The following is a 22,757-nucleotide window of genomic DNA, read 5'->3' as shown; positions in this document are numbered from 1 at the left end:
GGTCAATTCACCAATTGGTTGAGGCTGAGAATCGGAAGCAGAATGGCCAGGACGATCAGCAGCACCACACCGCCCATCATCACGAGCATGGCCGGCTCGAACAGGCTCACCACCAAGGCAATACGCGCCGCCAGGCTGCTCTCCTGTTGTTCGGCGGCACGGGCCAGCATGCGATCGAGTTCTCCCGCACGCTCGCCACTGGCGATCATGTGCAGCATCATCGGCGGGATGTCGCCGCTCAGTTCCAGGCCATGGGTCAGGGTTCCACCTTCGCGAACCGAGCGGGCGACATCGGTCATCCGCGCACGGATGGTCAGGTTGCCGATCACGGCAGCGGCAATTTCCAGAGCGTCGACCAAGGGCACGGCGCTTTTGCCTAGGATCGCCAGGGTGCTGGCAAATCGTGCAGCTTCCATCGCACGCAGCACGTCACCACAGACCGGCAGGTTCAACACCAGGCGATGCCAGCGCAGGCGCCAGACCCGTTGACGCAAGCTCCAGCGCCAAAGGGCGATCAGCAGCGCCAGCGCGACGATCACCAGTAGGCCATGGTTGCGCAACCCGTCACTGGTACCAATCAACGCCCGCGTCAACCATGGCAACGGTTGGCCGCTGTCGACAAAAATCTTCACCACGTCCGGCACCACGTAACCGAGCAGAAAGCCGACGATGACCACGCTGGCCAACATCAGGATCAAGGGGTACACCAGCGCCATCTGGATTTTTTGCCGTGAGGCCTGGCGAGCCTGGGTGTACGCAGCCAATTGCTCCAGCACCTGGCCCAGATGGCCGGAACGTTCTCCGGCGGCCACCGTGGCGCGGAACAGTTCGGGGAACGCCTTGGGAAACTGCGCCAGCGCAGCGGCCAGGGCATGGCCTTCCATGACCCGGCTGCGGACCGCCGACAGCAAACTGGCAACCCGGCGCTTGGCACTCTGTTTCGCCACGGCCTCAAGGGACTCCTCCAAGGGCAAGCCGGCCTGGACCAGTGTGGACAATTGCAGCGTCAGCAGTGCCAGGTCGGCGGCACTCAATCGACCTGCACTGCCGGGCTTGTTTGCGCCAGCAACGACCCGGATTTCCTTCAAGTCCCGCGGCCACAACCCGCGCTCACGCAACAGTTGCCGCGCATGACGGGGGCTGTCCGCCTCCAGCCGCCCCTTGCGCTGGCTGCCCTGGACGTCATCGGCCCGGTAATCGAATGTCGGCATGACCTAGTCCTCCCGCGTCACGCGCAGTAGCTCGTCGAGACTGGTCAGCCCGTCCAGCACCCGTTGGCGGCCGTCCTGGAACAGACTGCGCGACTGCTGGCGGGCCTCGTTGGCCAAGGCCTGTTCACTGGCTCCCCGGTGAATCAGCGCAGCCATAGCCGGTGTGACGCTGATCAGTTCATAGATGCCGACGCGCCCGCGATAACCGTGCTGGCACTGCTCACAGCCCACGGCCCGGAACAGCTGCAGCGGTGCGGCGCCAAGCCCCAGACGCTGGCATGCCGTCGCATCCGCGTCATAAGGCGCCTTGCAATGAGGGCACAGCGTGCGCAGTAATCGCTGGGCCAGAATGCCCACCAGCGACGATGCCAGCAGGTAGGCATCGACACCCATGTCCGCCAGGCGCGTCACCGCACCGACCGCACTGTTGGTGTGCAGCGTCGAGAGCACCAGATGACCGGTCAGGGAAGCCTGGACGGCAATTTCGGCGGTCTCGCGGTCACGGATTTCGCCGACCATCACCACGTCCGGGTCCTGGCGCAGGATCGCTCGCAACCCCCGGGCAAAGGTCATGTCCACTTTCGGGTTGACCGGCATCTGCCCCACACCCGGCAGGTGGTATTCGATGGGATCTTCGACGGTGAGGATATTGCGGGTCTGGTCGTTCAGGCTGTTCAGCGCGGCGTACAGGCTGGTGGTCTTGCCTGAGCCGGTAGGCCCGGTCACCAGCAGGATGCCGTGGGGTTTTCCCAGGAGGTGGCGCAGGTCCCGGAGGATGTCCTGCGGCATGCCCAGGCGCGACAGTTCAAGGCGCCCGGCCTGCTTGTCGAGCAAGCGCAGTACCACCCGTTCGCCGTGTGCCGAAGGCAGGGTCGAGACCCGCACATCGACTTCATGCCCGGCAAGGCGCAAGGCCATCCGCCCATCCTGGGGCACGCGTTTTTCAGCGATATCCAGGCGCGCCATGACCTTGATGCGCGACACCAGCAGCGTCGCCAATTCACGTCGAGGCCGAAGCATTTCACGCAACTGCCCGTCGACCCGCATGCGCACCGACAGGTACTGCTCGAAGGTTTCCAGATGCACATCTGAGGCTTGCTCGCGCATGGCCTCGCTGAGTAACGCATTGATCAAGCGGATGATCGGCGCATCGCCTTGCTGCTCCAGCAAATCGGCGGTTTGCGGCACCTTGTCCACCAGGCTCAGCAAGTCCAGTTCTTCGTCCAGCCCTTGGGCCACCTGCTCGGCGGCGCTCTGGCCTTCGCGGTAGGCGGCTGCCAGGCGTGCTGCAAAAATCTCGGGGTTTAGCACCCGCAGCGGCAGCTCGCGAGCGCATGCCCGGCGAGCTTCCGCCACGGCGGTGAGCGGCGTATCGGCACGCACCGCAAGTCTTGGCTGGTCACCTTCGCACTCCAGCAGCACGCCGAATCGACGGGCAAAACCGAAGGGAAGTGGCTGGCAATCACCGATTGAACGAGTCATGGCGCAGGCTTGCGCAGATCGAACACGGGCGCATCGGAAACCGGTTCGAACAGCTGACGCGAATCGGCCGGCAGCAGCAACGAGTTGTTATCCCGTGCCCCCGACTGGCTCAAGTCACGCAGCGCGTTGTACCGCTGCTGGCTGATGCCGCTCAGGTCTTCCTTGCTGCGCACGATGGTGGGCCGCAGGAACACCATGAGATTGCTTTTGCTCTGGGTGTCCCGGTTCCAGCGAAACAGTGCGCCCAAATAAGGAATATCACGCAGTAACGGCACCCCGCTTTTCTGGGTTCTGACGCTGTCTCTGATCAACCCGCCAATCACAATGATTTCACCATCGTCGGCCAGGATGGTGCTCTTGAGGGCGCGCTTGTTGGTGATCAGGTCCGAAGAGTCGATGCCCGATACCGAGGGCGCTATGTCCGACACCTCCTGTTCGACCTCCAGGCGCAGCGTCGAGCCTTCGTTGATGTAAGGCTTGATCTTCAGGCTGATGCCCACGTCCTTGCGTTCGACGGTGGTGAACGGATTGTCTGCACCGTTGCTGTTTGTGGCATAGGAGCCGGTCTTGAACGGGACGTTCTGGCCGACGATGATGTGGGCTTCCTGGTTGTCCAGCGTCAACAGGCTTGGCGTAGAGAGCAGGTTGCTGTGGGTGTTGCTGGCCAAGGCCGAAATCAATGCGCCAAAGCGATCACTGCCCAGGCGCAACAACGCGCCTTCGGGTGCGGACTTTTTCTCGTTGAAGTCCAGGCCGCCGACAATCGGGATATCGGTGCCGGGAAAGTTGATGAAGCCTTTCGCATCCCCCGTGCTGATGCCCCATTGCACGCCGACCGCTTCAGCGATATCCCCGGAAATCTCGACGATGGCAGCATGGATCAGCACCTGGGCGCGGGGCTGGTCCAACTGACGCACAATGCTTTCGATGGTCCTGACCTGCTCCGGCTCGGCGATCAGCACCAGCGCATTCTGGCTTTCGTCGGCCTTGATCATGAAGGCAGTGCCTGGCGCTGTGTCCTTGCTGTTGCCAAGGGCCGGAGCCGCTTTTCGGCCCTGCCCTATGCTTTCCAGAATCTCGGCCAACTGTTTGGCGTTGCTGTGACGCAAGCGGATCACCCGGGCATTGTCCTCCGTCGCCGTGGCAGGAACATCGAGGCCGCGCGCCAACTCGGCAAGGCGTTGGCGTACGGCTGCCGGGCCAATCAGGATCAGGCGATTGGTCCTGCTGTCGGCCAATACCTGGATCGCGTTCTCGGCCGTGCGCTTGCCCAGGGAGGCTTCCATTACGGGGACCACCTCACTGGCGCGGGCGTGGCGCAACTGCACCACGGCGTGCATGTTGCCTTGTCCGGAATCCAGCTGGCGGATGACCTGGACGATGCGCTGCGCATTGGATGCCGTCTCCGTGACCACCACCGCATTGGCCGACACGGACGGCCCGACATAGCCGTTGGCCGAGACCAATGGCCGGACCAGCCCGGCGATGTCGGCGGCACTGCTGTTGTTCAGCTCGATCACCCGGGTGACAAATTGCGAGGGTGTAGCGTTTTTTGCAGGGCTGGTGCCGGCGCGTGTCTTGGCTTCGGTCACTGGCGTGATCAGGATGCGGTCACCCTCATCGATCACCGTGAAGTTGTGGGCGTCGAGCACCCCGTAGAACAAGCGGCGCACGCCTTCGCGATCAAGGGCTTGTTGAGACATTACCGTGATGCGTCCGGAGACCCTGGGATCCAGCACCACGGTGGTCCCCAGAATGCCGGAGATTTCCTCAACGATGTCGCGCAGCTCAGCATTGTTCATCGCCAACTCCCACTTTTCCTGGGCTGCCTGCAACGCGCCTGGCACAGCCAGACTCGCCAATACGATAAGGAAAAGCATGGAGCGCAAAGCCTGCGCGCCAATGAAACTGTTCATGATGTCGATCACTCTGACGGCCCGGAAACCGGGCGTAGGTAACGCGTAGAAATAGCGGGAGCCTGTGTGTCGCCTGGTGACTCAAGTTTGCGCAGGAAACGCGCAGCAGACGGTTGCAGCGCTAATCGCTCTTCCCGCCCCTTGTTCCACAGCACCACCTGATTGGCCTCGACGCGACGCAGCACGCTGCCACCGGGCAAACGTTCGCCCACCTGGTACATGCGCGGGCCTTGAGCATCGGCAAGCAAAGCGCGGGACAAACCGCTGCTCAGGACAAAGCTGGCCTGCAAGGTCAGCGGCTCGGCACTGGCAAGCAACGAGGTTCCCTGGGTCAGGCCCAGCACCGACGCCACTGCAGTAGCATCCAGCGGTACATGGACGGGTACAGAGGTTGGCGCCGCCACTGGGAGCGGCGGCGAGGCGAGGCGTTCACGAAAGTGCCATTCCTGCCAGATCAGCAGCAATGCATAACCCACTGGCAAGACCAGCAGGCCTAAACGGCTCACCACCATCCATGATTTCTTCACGAGTAGTTCACTCGAGCCGTTCGATAACCCGAAACCGTCATTTGCAACTCAATTAAAAAGAGAACCTTCAAGCGACCTTTACAGGTCACTTGAAGTACTGCGAGGGACTTAGAGCTTGTTCCAGGCCATGTGCCAATGCGCACCGACACCTGGTTCAAAACCATTGGCGGACGGGCTGAACTGCTTGCAATAACCAGACTCAGGGAATGGCTTGCACTCAAAGACTTCATTGGTCTTCGGCTGCAGCACCTTGGTACCGGCGGTGTACTCGCCAAGGTTTTGCGGGAACACGAAGTCGTAGTCGGCGCCAGCACCCTCACCGGTCAACTGGGTCACCTGGGTATCCTGGCGAGTGGTCCGGCCATCCAGAGTCGTGCCGACCAGCGTCAGGGTGTGTTTGCCGGGGTTGCTGCGAACATCAATGGCCATCGAGGTCGGCCCGCTGTCCACTTGTGCGGAAGTGGAGCCGACCAGCTTGTTGCTCTCATCGAACAGCGTCGCTTCGACATTCATCTTGCGATTGGACAGGATGTTGAAATCAATCTTGGCCAAGCCTTTGTCCAACACATACTCATCTTGCCGGGAAGCCACCGACAGGCGAGCCGTTGCATCTTCCTGCATGTTCAATTGCACTTCGTAGCGGGTTACGCCGCTTTGTTTTTGTGCGTACAAGGTGTTGTTGCCACGGATCGGCTCGATGTCGCCATTTTCGTTACGAATACCAGCGCGGATAACCGTGTGAGTCTTGTTGATTTTCTCTGCCAACTTGAACGACCAGTTGTTCGGCGAACCTTCTTCTACGGTATCAATGGAAACTTCCACGCTGTATTCCGGGCTCTCACCATTGGCCGAGAATGCGCGAGCCTTGACCTTGTCGCCAACCAGCAACGGGGTCCCGGCAGAAATGCTGCCTACTGAAGACCAGCCACCCGGCAGCGCCGGCTCGGCAAGAATGTTCACATCGGCCGCGTTATAGAACGCAGCATCAGTGTCACCCACGGTCCATATACCCAGGATGATGTGCTGCCCGGATTTGTCATCAGGGATGGTGCAGTTGTGCTTGGCGCCGGAGACCGGCAGTTGATGTCCGCCGTCGACGGAACAGAACGGCGTGCTTTCGAACGAGGCGCGCTTGAGGGGCTCGTTAGGATTCCAACCGTTGCGAGTGATGAAATACTCATGCTTGGTGGCTGGGTGTGCTTGCGTGTAGCGCCATTGGAAATCGATGTTACGGTCGCGGATTTCAGTCAGGCTCCATCGGGTTGCCGACTGGGCGTCCATGGCAGAAAAGCTAGGATGGGCACCGCTGGGGATCTTGCCGTCGATCGGTCCCTGCAAGGGCGCTCCGCCACTGCCTGCCGGGAATCCCTTGAAGGTTTCGCCCACGCTTTGTGGCTCGTATTGCGCAGCGCCACAGTTGGTGTTCACTCCTTTCTGGCAAAGCAGTGCACGGGAAGGCGGAACTTCCAGATAGCCATGCGCGGACACACTTTGTGACGCCAACATTGCCGATAACAGGATCATTGAAGAAGTGCAGGCGGCCAGCGCACTTCCTTTGTAATAAGTATTTTTCATCCAATAAATTCCAGACTGCTTATCGAGAATCAAGGCGTGCAATGCAGACGCCGTTAATTGCAATTCTGCTCACCACAGGGGAGCACGGGTCGATAAATTTACTTGGATGAAATAACTTTATATGTAGGGAAAATCTCCACTTACAGCAGGATTATTCGACCCATTCATATACCCAACACAAAATGAAAAAGATCTTACAAGAGGTAACACTTGAGTTGGACATGAAAAACCAAACTTAAAAAAAGCCCGTTCGGCACCAGGCCGGACGGGCTTTAAACAACTGAAACGCTGTTATTCGTGATACTGCGCCGACAAGTCATGCACCGCGCGCAGGAAGGCGCCGGCGTGCTCCGGATCGACTTCCGGGGTGATGCCATGGCCGAGGTTGAACACGTGGCCGCTGCCCTTGCCGTAGCTGGCGAGGATACGGCCCACTTCGGCACGGATCGCTTCAGGTTTGGCGTAGAGCACGGTCGGGTCCATGTTGCCTTGCAGGGCAACCTTGTCGCCGACACGGGCGCGGGCGCTGCCGATGTCGCACGTCCAGTCCAGGCCGAGGGCATCAGCGCCAGCATCAGCAATGCTTTCCAGCCACAGGCCGCCGTTCTTGGTGAACAGAATGACCGGAACCTTGCGGCCTTCGTGCTCGCGGATCAGGCCGCTGACGATTTTGCGCATATAAGCCAGGGAGAACTCCTGGTACGCCGCCGCCGAGAGGCTGCCGCCCCAGCTGTCGAAGATCTGAACTGCTTGCGCGCCGGCCAGGATCTGGCCGTTGAGGTAGCTGGTGACCGTCTGCGCGAGCTTGTCCAGAAGCAGGTGCAAGGCTTGCGGGTTGTCGTACAGCATGGTTTTGGTCTTGCGGTAGTCTTTCGACGAGCCGCCTTCGACCATGTAGGTGGCCAGTGTCCATGGGCTGCCGGCGAAGCCGATCAACGGCACGCGGCCGTTCAGTTCACGGCGAATGGTGCTGACCGCGTCCATCACGTAACCCAGGTCTTTCTGTGGATCAGGAATCGGCAGGGCTTCGATGTCGGCCAGGGTGCTGACGACTTTCCTGAAGCGCGGGCCTTCGCCGGTTTCGAAGTACAGGCCTTGGCCCATGGCATCGGGGATGGTCAGGATGTCGGAGAAGAGGATCGCCGCGTCCAGCTGCGGATAGCGGTCGAGCGGCTGCAGCGTGACTTCGCAAGCGAACGCCGGGTTCATGCACAGGCTCATGAAATCGCCGGCCTTGGCGCGGCTGGCGCGGTATTCAGGCAGGTAGCGACCGGCTTGACGCATCATCCACACAGGGGTGACGTCTACGGGTTGCTTGAGCAGGGCGCGCAGGAAACGGTCGTTCTTCAGGGCAGTCATGTCGGCATCCGGAAAAAAAGTGCGGGCATTTTCTCAGAGCCGGACGCAAAAGGCACGAATGCAGGTCAGCCTTTTGTCTATCGGGTCAATTTGTCGCGGGGGGACACGATCTTCGCAACACCACAAAACAACTGTAGGAGCGAGCCTGCTCGCGATAGCTGAGTGTCAGTCAATACATCTGGTGACTGATTCACCGCCATCGCGAGCAGGCTCGCTCCTACAGGTTTTGTGCCGCCTGATCAGACGCCCAGGTAATCCAGGATCCCTTCCGCCGCATTACGGCCTTCGAAGATCGCCGTCACCACCAGGTCAGAACCGCGAACCATATCGCCACCGGCGAAGATTTTCGGGTTGCTGGTCTGGTGCTTGTACTGACCTTGCTCGGGTGCCACGACGCGGCCCTGGCTGTCGGTCTGGATGCTGAACTGTTCGAACCACGGCGCCGGGCTTGGACGGAAACCGAAGGCGATGACCACGGCGTCGGCCGGGATGATCTCTTCGGAGCCCGGGATCGGCTCGGGGCTGCGACGGCCACGGGCGTCCGGCTCGCCGAGACGGGTCTCGACCACCTTGACGCCTTCGACCCGGTCTTCACCGACAATCGCGATCGGCTGGCGGTTGTAGAGGAACTTCACGCCTTCTTCCTTGGCGTTCTTCACCTCTTTGCGCGAGCCCGGCATGTTCGCTTCGTCACGACGATAAGCACAGGTCACCGACTTGGCACCCTGGCGAATCGAAGTACGGTTGCAGTCCATCGCGGTGTCGCCACCGCCGAGTACCACGACCTTCTTGCCCTTCATGTCGACGAAATCTTCCGGCGACTTTTCAAAGCCCAGGTTGCGGTTGACGTTGGCGATCAGGAAGTCCAGCGCGTCGTACACGCCCGGCAGGTCTTCACCGGCGAAGCCGCCTTTCATGTAGGTGTAGGTGCCCATGCCCATGAATACGGCATCGTATTCTTCGAGCAGTTGCTCCATGGTCACGTCCTTGCCCACCTCGGTATTGAGGCGGAACTGGATGCCCATGCCGCTGAAGACTTCGCGACGATTGCTCAGCACGGTCTTTTCCAGCTTGAACTCGGGGATGCCGAAGGTCAGCAGGCCACCGATTTCCGGGTTCTTGTCGAACACCACCGGGGTCACGCCGCCACGCACCAGCACGTCGGCACAGCCCAGGCCCGCGGGGCCCGCACCGATGATCGCGACACGCTTGCCAGTCGGCTTGACCTTGGACATGTCCGGGCGCCAGCCCATGGCGAACGCGGTGTCGGTGATGTACTTCTCCACCGAACCGATGGTCACCGCGCCGAAGCCGTCGTTGAGGGTGCAGGCACCCTCGCACAGACGGTCCTGCGGGCACACCCGGCCGCAGACTTCCGGCAGGGTGTTGGTCTGGTGCGACAGCTCGGCGGCGGCGAGGATGTTGCCCTCGGCCACCAGTTTCAGCCAGTTGGGAATGAAGTTGTGCACCGGGCACTTCCATTCGCAATACGGGTTACCGCAACCCAGGCAGCGGTGGGCCTGGTCGGCCGACTGCTGGGGTTTGAAGGGTTCGTAGATTTCCACGAACTCTTTCTTGCGTTGACGCAACAGTTTCTTCTTCGGATCCTTGCGCCCGACCTCGATGAACTGGAAGTCATTATTCAGACGTTCAGCCATTTTAAAACCTCATCAAACTCTTCAGGCGCATATCACTGCGGGTTGGCACGGGTGCTGGAAAGCAACGATTTCAGGGAGGCAGCCTTGGGCTTGACCAACCAGAAACGGCGCACGTAATCGTCGAGGTTCTCGGCGAGTTCACGACCCCACTCGCTGTCGGTTTCCTCGACGTACTCGTTCAGCACGCGTTGCAAATGGCTGCGGTAGGCTTCCATCGCCTCACCGCTGATCCGCTGGATTTCCACCAGTTCGTGGTTGACCCGGTCAACGAATGTGTTGTCCTGGTCGAGCACGTAGGCGAAACCGCCGGTCATGCCAGAACCGAAGTTGTAACCGGTCTTGCCCAGGACGCAGACGAAACCACCGGTCATGTACTCGCAGCAGTGATCACCAGTGCCTTCCACGACGGTGTGGGCACCGGAGTTACGCACGGCGAAACGCTCACCCGCGGTACCGGCGGCGAACAGCTTGCCGCCAGTGGCGCCGTACAGGCAGGTGTTGCCGATGATGGCACTGTCCTGGGTCTTGTAGATGCTGCCTTTTGGCGGAACGATCACCAGCTTGCCGCCGGTCATGCCCTTGCCGACGTAGTCGTTGGCGTCGCCTTCCAGGTACATGTTCAGGCCGCCGGCGTTCCACACACCGAAGCTCTGGCCAGCCGTGCCCTTGAAGCGGAAGGTGATCGGCGCGTTGGCCATGCCCTGGTTGCCGTGCTTGCGGGCGATGTCGCCGGAGATCCGCGCGCCGATGGAACGGTCGCAGTTGCAGATATCCAGCTCGAATTCCGCGCCGCTCTTGTCGTTGATCGCCGAGGTGGCCATGTCGACCATTTTCTCGGCCAGCAGGCCTTTGTCGAACGGCGGGTTGCGCTCAACGCCGCAGAACTGCGGCTTGTCCGCCGGCACGTGGTCGCTGCCCAGCAATGGGGTCAGGTCCAGGTGATGCTGCTTGGCGGTCTGGCCTTCGAGCACTTCCAGCAGATCGGTACGACCGATCAACTCTTCGAGGGAACGCACGCCCAGCTTGGCCAGCCACTCACGGGTTTCTTCGGCGACGTAGGTGAAGAAGTTCACCACCATGTCGACGGTACCGATGTAGTGATCCTTGCGCAGCTTCTCGTTCTGGGTCGCGACGCCGGTGGCGCAGTTGTTCAGGTGGCAGATGCGCAGGTATTTGCAGCCCAGGGCGATCATCGGCGCGGTGCCGAAGCCGAAGCTTTCAGCGCCGAGGATGGCTGCCTTGATCACGTCGAGGCCGGTTTTCAAGCCGCCGTCGGTCTGTACCCGGACTTTGCCGCGCAGGTCGTTGCCGCGCAGGGTCTGGTGGGTTTCGGCCAGGCCGAGCTCCCACGGTGCGCCCGCGTATTTGATCGAGGTCAGCGGCGATGCGCCGGTACCGCCGTCGTAGCCGGAGATGGTGATCAGGTCGGCATAGGCCTTGGCCACACCGGCGGCGATGGTACCGACGCCTGCTTCCGCTACCAGCTTCACCGAGACCAGCGCCTTCGGGTTGACCTGCTTGAGGTCAAAAATCAGCTGCGACAAGTCTTCGATCGAATAGATGTCGTGGTGCGGTGGTGGCGAAATCAGGGTCACGCCTGGCACTGCGTAACGCAGCTTGGCGATCAGGCCGTTGACCTTGCCGCCTGGCAATTGACCACCCTCGCCCGGCTTGGCGCCCTGGGCAACCTTGATCTGCAGCACTTCGGCATTGACCAGGTATTCCGGGGTCACACCGAAACGACCGGTAGCAACCTGCTTGATTTTCGAGCTCTTGATGGTGCCGTAGCGCGCCGGGTCTTCGCCGCCTTCGCCGGAGTTGGAACGCGCACCGAGGCGGTTCATGGCTTCGGCCAGGGCTTCGTGAGCCTCAGGCGACAGGGCGCCCAGGGAGATACCGGCGGAGTCGAAGCGCTTGAGCACCGATTCCAGTGGTTCGATTTCGCTGATGTCCAGCGGCGTGTCGAGGGTTTTCACCTTCAGCAGGTCACGGATCATCGACACCGGGCGGTTGTCCACCAGCGAGGTGTATTCCTTGAACTTGCTGTAGTCGCCCTGTTGCACAGCGGCTTGCAGGGTATTGACCACGTCCGGGTTGTAGGCGTGATATTCGCCGCCGTGGACGAATTTCAGCAGGCCACCTTGCTGGATCGGCTTGCGCGCGCTCCAGGCTTCGGTAGCCAGGGCTTTCTGCTCGGCTTCGATGTCGACGAAACGCGCGCCCTTGATGCGGCTTGGCACGCCCTTGAAGCTCAGGTTGCAGACTTCCTCGGACAGGCCAATCGCCTCGAACAACTGCGCACCGCGGTACGAAGTGATGGTCGAGATACCCATCTTCGACAGGATCTTGAGCAGGCCCTTGGTGATGCCTTTACGGTAGTTCTTGAACACCTCGTAGAGGTCGCCCAGTACTTCACCGGTGCGGATCAGGTCGCCCAGCACTTCATAGGCCAGGAACGGATAAACGGCAGAAGCACCGAAACCGATCAACACGGCGAAGTGATGCGGATCGCGAGCGGTCGCGGTTTCCACCAGGATGTTGGAGTCGCAACGCAGGCCCTTCTCGGTCAGGCGGTGGTGTACCGCGCCGGTGGCCAGGGAGGCGTGGATCGGCAACTTGCCCGGGGCAATGTGACGGTCACTCAGGACGATCTGCGTACGACCGGCGCGCACGGCTTCTTCAGCCTGATCGGCGACGTTACGGATCGCTGCTTCCAGACCGATGCTTTCATCGTAGTTGAGGTCGATTTTCTGGCGTTCGAAGCCCGGACGATCGAGGTTCATCAGCGAGCGCCACTTGGCCGGGGAAATGACCGGCGAGCTGAGGATCACGCGCGAAGCGTGTTCCGGCGACTCCTGGAAGATGTTGCGCTCGGCACCTAGGCAGATCTCCAGCGACATGACGATGGCTTCACGCAGCGGGTCGATCGGCGGGTTGGTGACCTGCGCGAACTGCTGGCGGAAATAGTCGTACGGCGTGCGCACGCGCTGGGACAGCACGGCCATCGGCGTATCGTCGCCCATCGAGCCCACGGCTTCGTAGCCTTGTTCGCCGAGCGGACGCAGCACCTGGTCGCGCTCTTCGAACGTGACCTGGTACATCTTCATGTATTGCTTGAGCTGATCGACGTCGTAGAAGGCCGAACCGTGGTCGTTGTCTTCCATGGTCGCCTGGATGCGCAGGGCATTCTTGCGCAGCCATTGCTTGTACGGATGACGCGACTTGAGGCGGTTGTCGATGGCATCGGTGTCGAGGATCTGACCGGTCTCGGTGTCCACGGCAAAGATCTGGCCCGGGCCAACGCGGCCCTTGGCGATCACGTCTTCAGGCTGGTAGTTCCAGACACCGATTTCCGAAGCCAGGGTGATGAAACCGTTCTTGGTGGTGACCCAACGCGCCGGACGCAGACCGTTACGGTCGAGCAGGCACACCGCGTAGCGACCATCGGTCATTACCACGCCGGCCGGGCCGTCCCACGGCTCCATGTGCATCGAGTTGTATTCGTAGAACGCGCGCAGGTCCGGGTCCATGGTCTCGACGTTCTGCCACGCAGGCGGAATGATCATCCGCACGCCACGGAACAGGTCGATGCCGCCAGTGACCATCAGCTCGAGCATGTTGTCCATGCTCGAGGAGTCGGAACCGACGCGGTTGACCAGCGGGCCGAGCTCTTCCAGGTCCATCAGATCGTTGGTGAACTTGGTGCGACGGGCCACGGCCCAGTTGCGGTTGCCGGTGATGGTGTTGATCTCGCCGTTGTGCGCCAGGAAGCGGAACGGTTGGGCCAGCGGCCATTTCGGCAGGGTGTTGGTGGAGAAGCGCTGGTGGAACACGCAAATCGAGGTTTGCAGGCGCTCATCGCTCAGGTCTGGATAGAAGGCGGTCAGGTCCGCCGGCATCATCAGGCCTTTGTAGATAATGGTCTTGTGCGAAAAGCTGCAGACGTAGTGGTCGGTATCGGCGGCGTTGGACACCGATGAGCGACGACGGGAGGTGAACAGCTTGACGGCCATGTCCTGGTCGCTCAGGCCTTCGCCACCGATGAACACCTGCTCGATCTGTGGCAGGCGCTCAAGGGCCAGGCGGCCGAGGACGCTGGTGTCGATCGGCACTTTGCGCCAGCCGACCAACTGCAGGCCGGCAGCCACGATCTCGCGGTTCATGTTCTCGCGAGCGGCTTCGGCTTTGACCGGGTCCTGGTTAAAGAAAACCATGCCCACGGCGTATTGCTTGGGCAATTCGACGCCGAAGGTTTCCTGGGCGATGGCTCGCAGGAACACGTCCGGCTTTTGAATCAGCAGACCGCAACCGTCACCGGTCTTGCCGTCAGCATTAATCCCACCGCGGTGGGTCATGCAGGTCAGGGCCTCGATGGCCGTTTGCAAAAGGGTATGACTGGGCTCGCCCTGCATATGGGCAATCAGGCCGAAACCGCAGTTATCCTTGAATTCATCTGGTTGGTACAGACCTGCTTTCATAGACACTTTCTCACCAGGCTGCCTCTCATCGAGGCAAATTTCTTTTCAATTCAACCACTTACCATCCGCGCCGAACGTACGCCAGCTTTGCGGGGGCAAAAGGGAGGTCATTGTACACACCGACACTTGGCCTCACAAATTTGGCGACGAAATGTCGCAAATCTATGTCGCATTTGTGAAAGGTTTAAAGCGATCTGCTGTGCTAGTCAAAACTTTTTTTAATTTTGACCGCAACGACTCAAAGACTACTGTGACGCAGACACCACAAGGCACGCGGCCTGTAGAGGCGGCATGCCGTGCAGAAATTTTGAGGTGCTTGGAGAGGCGGCCTGGGTAAGGCCGCCGAATCTTCAGCGAGCTGTTGCCAGTTCCTGTTGGACGCTGGCGACAGAGCGTGGCCAAGGTTTACCAGCCTGAACCTTCGCTGGCAAGGCCTTGATGGCGGAAACGGCTGCATCACGATTGGCGAAGTTGCCGTAGGTGATCACGTAGAGCGGCTTGCCGTTGAGGACCTTCTTGAAATAACGGTACTCGCCGCCCTGCTCCTTGACGAAGTTTTGCGCGGCCGTTTCGGAGCTGGTGCCGAGGATCTGCACCACGTAGTTACCTGGCGCCTGATCTGCGTACCAGGTGCCACCGGCAGCCTTGGCGACGGTCGCTGGCTTATCGGCCGGCTTGGCGGCAACGGCGGCTGGCTTGGCTGGCGCCTGGGCTGGAGCCGGCTTGGCAACCGGAGTAGGCGCTGGCTTGGCGGTGGCGACCTGGGTCGGTGCGGGCGTCGGCTTGGCTGCCGGCGTTGGCGCAGGACCGGCTGGAACGCCGGCTGGCGGTGCAATGGTGGTCACAGTCGGCGGTGTGGCGCTGGAACCCTCGACCGGCACGCCGTCATCGCCCTCGGTAATGCCACCCGCCGCTTCGGCCAATGGAGCCCGCATGACCGGTTGCGAATTGCCGACCAACGGCAATGGCGTTGGCTGCGAGTTGCCGGCGAATTCGACGGCCGGAGCACCGCCTTGCGAACCCTGGCCGAGCGGTAGTTGCGCCTGTTCGTTGGCAGGCGCACCCGTGGTCGGTGCCTTGCTGCGACCGGGCATCAACCAGGCCGCGGCTACCGCGACCACAACGACGGCGGAAATCGCCAATACGTGTTTCTTCGGCATATTGAACCCCATACTTGGACGCTTCACCGCTGAGCGGCTGGCAATCATGGCTTCGATCATCGCATCGCGGGCAACCTGGTTGATATTGCCAGGCCAACCCTCGGAGCTTTCGTGAATATCAGAGATCTGATTTGCGGTGAAAAGTTCGATACCCCGGCCGGCGCCTTCGAGCCGCTGCTCCAGGTATTCACGCGTTTCCTCTTCGGTGTAAGGCTGCAACTCGATGACGTGGAAGCGTTCTTCCTCGAGTTGCAAAGCCTCAAGTTGAGCGATCATCGACGACTCGCCGAACAGGAACACATGCGGACGGCCTTCCGGCGCACCCGCACCAAGGGCCATCAAGGCTTCAAGCGCGGACTCGTCGAGCTGCTCGGCGTCATCGACCAGTAGATAGACTTCCTGCCCCGTGAGAGCAAGCTGCACCACCTGTTTCAGGATTGCACCGACCTCGGCCTGGGCAACGTCCAGCGCCTGGGCAACCTGGCGCAACACGCCAGCCGAATCACCCGCACCACGGGCGGAAACCACCACGCTTTGCACGGTCTGCTTGTTGGTACTGGCCACCAGAGCCTGACGCAGCAGGGTCTTGCCACTGCCGTGCGGACCTGTGACTACCAACAGCAACTGGCTGTACCGCGCCAGATGGTGCAACTGCCCCAGCACCGGCTTGCGCTGGGCAGGGAAAAACTTGAAGCCAGGGACCCGTGGAGCAAAAGGGTCATGATTCAACTGGTAGTGGCCGAGGAAAGCCTCGTCGGCATGCAAACTAGTCATCGCGTTCTTATTAACCTTTAAGCTGAGCCAAGGCGCGGTAATCCGCTCCCAGCGTGGCCTGTAGAACCTCTTTCGGATAATCGTCGGTCACTACCGCTTCGCCCATGTGGCGCAGCAGCACCAGGCGCAAACGACCGTCGATCACTTTCTTGTCAATTGCCATGTGTTCGAGGAAATCGGCTGGCGTCATCTCTTCAGGCGGAACAACCGGCAGGCCGGCGCGCTGGAACAGGCGAATGCCGCGATCGCGCTCCTGTTCGCTGATCCAGCCCAGGCGCGCGGACATTTCCAGAGCCATTACAGTGCCAGCAGCGACCGCTTCACCATGCAGCCAGACACCATAGCCCATGTGGGTCTCGATGGCGTGACCGAAGGTATGACCCAGGTTGAGCGTTGCACGTACACCGGTCTCCTTCTCGTCGGCACCGACCACGGCCGCCTTGGCTGCACAGGAGCGCTCGATGGCATAGGTCAGGGCTTGCTGATCCAGATTGCGCAGGCGGTCGACGTTGTCTTCCAGCCAGGTCAGGAACGGCTCATCGCAGATCAGCCCGTACTTGATGACTTCGGCCAGGCCGGCGGACAGCTCGCGGGCTGGCAGGGTGTTGAGGGACGTGGTGTCGATCAGCACGACGTTCGGCTGATAGAAGGCGCCGACCATGTTCTTGCCCAGCGGATGGTTGATCCCGGTCTTGCCGCCCACCGAAGAGTCAACCTGCGACAGCAGCGTGGTCGGAACCTGGATGAAATCGACACCGCGCTGGTAGCAGGCAGCCGCAAAGCCAGCCATGTCGCCAATCACGCCGCCGCCCAGGGCAATCACCGTGGTGCGCCGATCGTGCCGCGCGGTCAGCAGACCGTCGAAAATCAGCTGCAGGGTTTCCCAGGTCTTGAAGGCCTCGCCGTCTGGCAGCACCACGGAAATCACCGAGAACTGCGCAAGGCTGCGGGTCAGGCGTTCGAGATAGAGCGGCGCGACGGTTTCATTGGAAATGATCGCCACTTGCCGTCCGCGAATATGCGGGGCCAGCAGCTCAGGCTGGTCCAACAAACCTTCGCCAATATGAATCGGGTAGCTGCGCTCGCCTAGATCGACCTTGAGTGTCTGCATGTGTCCCCACAGTGAAGATGGAATCAGGCAACCTGCCTTGAGTTAACGAATGTCTACGGCCACCGCTGGTATGACGCCGTTCGTCGGCCGCTCGCCACAACCTGGAGCGGTCATGGCAGGACGCCGAGGATAGCGCATTTCGTGCGACGCTTTAACGGGGCGGCAATTGCTGCAAGCGCTCCAGGATGTCGAGCACGACCATTCGCGGCGGGCGCTCATCGGTTTCCACCACCAGATCGGCGATTTCCCGATAAAGGGGATCGCGGATCGCCAGCAGATCCCGGAGGGTCTTGGCCGGATCGGCTGTGCGCAACAATGGCCGATTGCGGTCGCGGGACGTGCGGCCGACCTGCTGCTCGACGGAGGCATGCAGATAGACCACCCGTCCGCCGGCGCGCAGCGCCCGACGATTGGCTTCGCGCATGACCGCGCCACCGCCCGTCGCCAGCACCACGCCGTCGTAATCGCACAGCTCGGCAATCATTGCCTGTTCGCGCTCACGAAAGCCCGGTTCGCCTTCCTTGTCGAAAATCCATGGGATATTGGCGCCCGTGCGTAATTCAATTTCCTTATCGGAATCTTTGAATGGCAAGCGCAGCTCTTTGGCCAGCAATCGGCCGATGGTGCTTTTTCCAGCCCCCATCGGTCCTACAAGTATCAAATTTCGCACAGAATCAACGACTCACAGCAATCGCCTGGTTATTCATGATACGCGGTGTGAGAAACACCAACAGCTCGGATTTTTTCTCCGAAACCACGTCACGCCGGAAAAGGCGGCCAAGATACGGCACATCGCCAAGAAATGGCACCTTATCTACAACCTTGCTTTGAGTATTTGAGAAAACACCGCCAATGACGATGGTCTCGCCATCGTTGACCAGGACCTTGGCATTGACCTCGTTTTTCTTGATCGGTGGCACATCCTGGACCTTGTTCAGGTAGTCCGGCTCGTCCTTGGTGACCTTGACCTCCATGATGATCCGGTTGTCCGGCGTGATCTGCGGCGTCACCTCCAGCGACAGCGAAGCCTCCTTGAACGAGACCGACGTAGCGCCGCTGGAACTGGCTTCCTGGTAGGGAATCTCGGTGCCCTTGAGGATTTTTGCGGTCTCCTTGTCGGAGGTGACCACCTTGGGTTGCGAGACGATTTCTCCGTTGCCGGTCTTTTCCATGGCCGACAATTCAAGGTCCAGCAAGACGTTGTCCGTGATGAAGGCAATGCCGATGCCCGAAGTGTTGTTGGCGACCCCCAAGTCGACGAACGGCGAGCTGCCGCCGTCGCTGGTGCCGTTACCTACTCCCGAGGCACTCCAGTTGCCTTTGTTCTGTATCGAGCCACCCCAACGCACGCCCAGGCTCTTGTCGTAGTCGACGTTGGCTTCGACGATACGCGCCTCGATCATCACCTGACGCACCGGAATATCCAGTTGCGTAACGATTCGCCGCAGTTCGTCGAGCCGCTCCTGGGTCTGGTAGGCAATGATGTTGTTGGTGCGCTCATCGACGGTGATCGACCCCCGTTCGTCGGCTTTCGCCTCGGCATTGGTCACCGACTGGAACAGTTTGGCGATATCGGCCGCCTTGGCGTAATTGACCTGCAACAGTTCCCGACGCAATGGTGCCAAGTCGGCAATCTGCTTCTGTGACTCCAGCTCCTGGCGTTCACGGGCGGCAATTTCGTCGGCCGGGGCGACGAGCAGCACATTCCCGACCATGCGCTTGTCCAGGCCCTTGGTTTTCAACACCAGGTCCAGCGCCTGGTCCCAAGGTACATTCTGCAGGCGCAGGGTAATGCCCCCCTGCACCGTGTCACTGGCGACCAGATTGAGGTTGGTGAAATCGGCGATCAACTGCAGCACCGAGCGCACGTCGATGTCCTGGAAATTCAGCGAGAGCTTTTCACCGCTGTAGGTGTAGCGGTCGGCATTGCGCTTATGCAGGTCATCGACCGTCATCGGGCGGACGCTGACGGTCAGCTTGTTGTCGGTCTGGTAGGTCGAATAGTCGAAGGCACCATTGGGTTCGATTGTGATGGTCGCCCTGTCCCCCGTGGCACTGGCATTGACGAACTGCACCGGCGTGGCGAAATCCTTCACGTCCAGGCGCACGCGCAATGGCTCGGGCAATCGGGTCCTGGTGAAGCCGAGAATGATCTTGCCTTCGCGCTCTTGAATATCGGGCGCAATGGACGGATCCGACAAGTCGATCACGACATTGCCTTCCCCCTGGGTACCCCGCTGGAAATCCACCGCACGAATCGCCTTGCCTGCCGGCGCAACCGCGCGTGCATGGGCCGGGGCCGGTATAACAGCGGCAGCCGCTCTTGGTGCCGGGCTTTTGCCGCCCTGCCCGACGACCACAAACAGGTTATTGCCTTCGACCCGGAAGTCGTAGGGGCTCAACTGGGTCAGATTGATGATCAGCCGCGCACGATCCTTGGCCTCCACCACGGTCGCGCTGCGGGCATTGCCACTGCCCAGGTCGCGGGTCTTGCTCGCCAGCTGACTGACGACACCGGGCAGATCAAGGGCAATCCTGGCGGGAGACTCCGTGGTGTAGCCACGGGGCGTCGGTGGCGGCTCGTCGAACACCAGCTTCAACTCGACGCGGTCCCCCGGCAGCGCCGCGACATCCAGCGCCTTGAGGTTGGCCGCGTGCACCATCGGCGACAGCAACGCTATCCATAGCGATACTCCGAGGGCGGAGAAAATCCTGTTCATTGTACGAGTTCCACTATGAATGCTCTTTCAAAGGAAGGGTCCGCGGCCGCTCCAGCCAGGCACCTTCGCCGTCGGGAACGATTTCGACCACCTCGACTTGCGAGCCACTGATGGCGACTATCCGACCGTCGTTACGCCCCAGGTAATCACCGACTTTCAGCCGATGCACCCCACCGGCGCCGCGCAGCAACGCAAAGGAGCCTGTCGCATTGGAAAGGGTGCCGACCATTTCAAACTGCTCGATATTGAAACCCTCGAGGTACTGCTTCACCCGGCCGGGGTCAGGCTTGACGTTGCGCGCCCCCTGCTGATGTGCCAGATCGACTTTGACCTGCGGGGAAAACGGGCTGCGCAAGTTGGCGGCGTTATAGGTGAATGTCGGGTAAGACCGGAATGTCGGCGTTGGTTCAATCTTGCCCGGCGCCCGCAGGCGCATTTCGTTCATGTAGGCGTCCAGGTCGCTGAAATCATCGCCACCACCACAACCTGCCAATACGGCAACCAATACCACGATTGAAAAACCACGTTGCGGGCTCATCACTGCAGCCCCTTGTCGTTGTAGCGGTAAGTCCTGGCCAGGATGCTCATGCGCAATTTCGGTCCGTCGTCGGGATTGACCGGCGCCAGGTCGAAATCATGCAGGGTGACGATACGCGGCAACCCGGCCACGCCACTGACGAAAGTGGCCAGGTCGTGATAGGCGCCGGTGACAGTGATCTGGATCGGCAATTCGATGTAGAACGGCTGGGCGACCTCCGGCAACAGCTTGATCTCTTCGAACTCCAGGCCGCTGCCCAGCCCAGTGCGCGTGATGTCTTCCAGCAGGCCGGGGACTTCGGTGTCGCTAGGCAGTTGCCGTAGCAGCACGCCGAAGGAGTTCTCCATCGCCTTCATCTGCTGGGTGTAGAGCTCCAGATTCGCCGCCATACGGGATTTACTGGCAAATTGCTCCTTGAGGGCCGACTCCTCCTCGCGCTTGAGTTCGAGCTGATTCGCAAGCTCGCTCGTGGAAAAGTTGTAGCCAATCGACAACACCAAAATCGCGACTACAACGCCCATCAGGACTTTGATCGCGGGTGGCCAGGCGCCCATGTTGCTGGTGTCCAGATCGTTGATGTCGATCCTGCGCAACCCTTCGAACCATTCGGACGGACTCACTCGCCATCCTCCACGGCCGCAGCCTGGGCCTGACGAACGGTCAACTGAAAAACGTTGGCCTGATCCAGTTGGCCCGCGGTTGTCGCCTTGACTTCAGTCAGGCTGGGCGCGTCGAACCAGTCGGATGCATCCAGGTTGCGCATCAGGTCTGAAACACGGTTGTTCGATTGCGCCGCACCGGTGATGGACAAGGTCTTGCCCACCATTTTGACTTCGGTGAAATACACCCCATCAGGCAAGGTCCGCGCCAGCTGATCAAAAATTCGCCCGCTGTTCGGGCGATTGCCCTGCAGGTCCTGGATGATGCGCATGCGCTCGACCAATTCTTGACGACGAGCCTTGAGATCGCTGATCTGCTTGATCCGTTCGTCGACCACGGCGATCTGTTTGCCGATGTAGTCGTTACGTGCAATTTGCCGCTCGATAGCGTTGCTGATGAGCTGGTTGGCGACGAGCAATGCACCTGCCGACCCCACCAGCACACCCGCCAGCACCAGTAGAAAGCGCTTGCGCCGCTCTTCACGCCGCTCTTCGCGCCAGGGTAATAGATTGATCCGCGCCATCAGTCGACACCCCTGAGGGCCAGCCCGCAGGCGATCATCAACGCCGGTGCATCGCTGGCCAGGGCCGCCGCGTTGACCTTGCTACCCAGCGTCATGTCGCAAAACGGATTGGCCACCTGGGTTGGCGTGCCCAATTGCTGCTCGATCAACCGGTCCAGGCCGGGGACTGACGCGGTACCGCCCGCCAGCAGAATATGGTCGACCGCGTTGTATTGGCCCGAAGCGAAGAAGAATTGCAATGAACGCGACACTTGCTGCACCAGCGCCTCACGAAACGGCTGCAACACCTCGCTGACATAGCCATCCGGCAGACCGCCCTGCTTCTTCGCCAGGCCGGCCTGATCGGCGGTCAGGCCATATCGGCGCTGAATCTCCTCCGTGAGTTGACGGCCACCAAACAATTGCTCGCGGGTGTAGATGATCCGCCCGTCATGCAGCACGCTCAGGGTGGTCATGGTTGCTCCGACATCGACCATTGCCACCAGACGCCCTTGAGCGCCGCCCTGCTGGTTCTTGAGCAAACCAAAAGAACGCTCCAGGGCATAGGCTTCGACGTCGACCACGCGCGCGGTCAAACCCGCCAGGGCCAGGGCGGCCTCACGGACCTCGACGTTTTCCTTGCGACAGGCGGCGAGCAGCACATTGACCCGCCCAGGATTGCGCGTTGACGCACCCTGGACTTCGAAATCGATGGCGACCTCGTCCAACGGATATGGGATGTACTGATCGGCCTCGATCTTCAGCTGGTCTTCCATCTCGTCATCGGTAAGGCCGGCATCCATCTCGATGGTCTTGGTGATCACCGCCGAACCGGCCACGGCCACCGCCACGTTCTTGAGGTTGGTCCTGGCCTTGACCAGCACACGCGACAGTGCCTGACCCACGCCATCGGGCTCGGCGATATTTTTCTCGACGACTGCACTGGGGGGCAGCGGCTCGACCGCGTAAGCTTCGACCCGATAGCCATTGCCCTGGCGGCTCAGCTCCAGCAGCTTCACCGAAGTGGAGCTGATATCGATCCCCAGAAGCGACCTGGCCTTTTTATTGAAGAGTCCTAGCACTACC

At 60.8% G+C, this 22,757-nt stretch carries 16 protein-coding genes; all 16 read right to left on the bottom strand.

Annotated elements, in window-relative coordinates:
* Positions 1-2 precede the first annotated feature (2 nt).
* Positions 3-1,211 (bottom strand): type II secretion system inner membrane protein GspF, encoded by a 1,209-nt coding sequence (gene gspF, locus HFK74_RS13505; RefSeq protein WP_180203930.1) that lies wholly within the window; start codon positions 1,209-1,211, stop codon positions 3-5.
* Positions 1,212-1,214: 3 nt separating this feature from the next.
* Positions 1,215-2,693, bottom strand: coding sequence for a type II secretion system ATPase GspE (gene gspE / locus HFK74_RS13500; RefSeq protein ID WP_180203929.1), 1,479 nt, complete (start codon positions 2,691-2,693; stop codon positions 1,215-1,217).
* The gene (gene gspD, locus HFK74_RS13495; protein ID WP_180203928.1) at positions 2,690-4,609 is read right to left on the bottom strand and encodes a type II secretion system secretin GspD; all 1,920 of its coding nucleotides are present in this window, start codon (positions 4,607-4,609) and stop codon (positions 2,690-2,692) included. Before gspD ends, gspE begins: the two co-directional genes overlap by 4 nt.
* Positions 4,610-4,617: 8 nt before the next feature.
* A complete protein-coding gene (locus tag HFK74_RS13490; protein ID WP_368738162.1) occupies positions 4,618-5,136 on the bottom strand; it encodes a type II secretion system protein N in 519 nt (172 codons plus the stop codon).
* Between the two features lie 108 nt (positions 5,137-5,244).
* Positions 5,245-6,711 (bottom strand): N-acetylglucosamine-binding protein GbpA, encoded by a 1,467-nt coding sequence (gene gbpA, locus HFK74_RS13485; protein WP_180203927.1) that lies wholly within the window; start codon positions 6,709-6,711, stop codon positions 5,245-5,247.
* Between the two features lie 291 nt (positions 6,712-7,002).
* The gene (hemE, locus tag HFK74_RS13480; RefSeq protein WP_180203926.1) at positions 7,003-8,070 is read right to left on the bottom strand and encodes a uroporphyrinogen decarboxylase; all 1,068 of its coding nucleotides are present in this window, start codon (positions 8,068-8,070) and stop codon (positions 7,003-7,005) included.
* A gap of 239 nt (positions 8,071-8,309) precedes the next feature.
* Positions 8,310-9,728 (bottom strand): FAD-dependent oxidoreductase, encoded by a 1,419-nt coding sequence (locus HFK74_RS13475; protein ID WP_180203925.1) that lies wholly within the window; start codon positions 9,726-9,728, stop codon positions 8,310-8,312.
* Between the two features lie 32 nt (positions 9,729-9,760).
* Positions 9,761-14,206, bottom strand: a complete 4,446-nt coding sequence (gene gltB / locus HFK74_RS13470) for a glutamate synthase large subunit (protein WP_180203924.1) — start codon at positions 14,204-14,206, stop codon at positions 9,761-9,763.
* 350 nt (positions 14,207-14,556) lie between these two features.
* Positions 14,557-16,140, bottom strand: coding sequence for an AAA family ATPase (locus HFK74_RS13465; RefSeq protein WP_180203923.1), 1,584 nt, complete (start codon positions 16,138-16,140; stop codon positions 14,557-14,559).
* A gap of 10 nt (positions 16,141-16,150) precedes the next feature.
* Positions 16,151-17,251, bottom strand: coding sequence for a 3-dehydroquinate synthase (gene aroB, locus HFK74_RS13460; RefSeq protein ID WP_180203922.1), 1,101 nt, complete (start codon positions 17,249-17,251; stop codon positions 16,151-16,153).
* 151 nt (positions 17,252-17,402) lie between these two features.
* A complete protein-coding gene (aroK, locus tag HFK74_RS13455) occupies positions 17,403-17,921 on the bottom strand; it encodes a shikimate kinase AroK (protein WP_032831512.1) in 519 nt (172 codons plus the stop codon).
* A gap of 4 nt (positions 17,922-17,925) precedes the next feature.
* Positions 17,926-19,971, bottom strand: a complete 2,046-nt coding sequence (pilQ, locus tag HFK74_RS13450; protein WP_180203921.1) for a type IV pilus secretin PilQ — start codon at positions 19,969-19,971, stop codon at positions 17,926-17,928.
* Positions 19,972-19,984: 13 nt separating this feature from the next.
* Positions 19,985-20,509: a pilus assembly protein PilP gene (locus HFK74_RS13445; protein ID WP_180203920.1), complete on the bottom strand. Its 525-nt coding sequence runs from the start codon at positions 20,507-20,509 to the stop codon at positions 19,985-19,987.
* Positions 20,509-21,129: a type 4a pilus biogenesis protein PilO gene (locus tag HFK74_RS13440; protein ID WP_180203919.1), complete on the bottom strand. Its 621-nt coding sequence runs from the start codon at positions 21,127-21,129 to the stop codon at positions 20,509-20,511. Before HFK74_RS13440 ends, HFK74_RS13445 begins: the two co-directional genes overlap by 1 nt.
* Entirely contained in the window at positions 21,126-21,692 is a 567-nt protein-coding gene (locus HFK74_RS13435; RefSeq protein WP_180203918.1) for a PilN domain-containing protein, read from the bottom strand. The genes HFK74_RS13440 and HFK74_RS13435 overlap by 4 nt, the downstream gene beginning before the upstream one ends.
* Positions 21,692-22,753 carry a pilus assembly protein PilM gene (locus HFK74_RS13430; RefSeq protein WP_180203917.1) on the bottom strand — a complete coding sequence of 354 codons (1,062 nt, stop codon included), beginning with the start codon at positions 22,751-22,753 and terminating at the stop codon, positions 21,692-21,694. Before HFK74_RS13430 ends, HFK74_RS13435 begins: the two co-directional genes overlap by 1 nt.
* Positions 22,754-22,757: the final 4 nt, after the last annotated feature.

This window comes from Pseudomonas sp. SbOxS1 (assembly GCF_013416725.1).
Classification (GTDB): Bacteria; Pseudomonadota; Gammaproteobacteria; order Pseudomonadales; family Pseudomonadaceae; genus Aquipseudomonas.
Note: the sequence above shows the minus strand (reverse complement) of the source record. Positions and strands in the feature narration are given on the sequence as shown.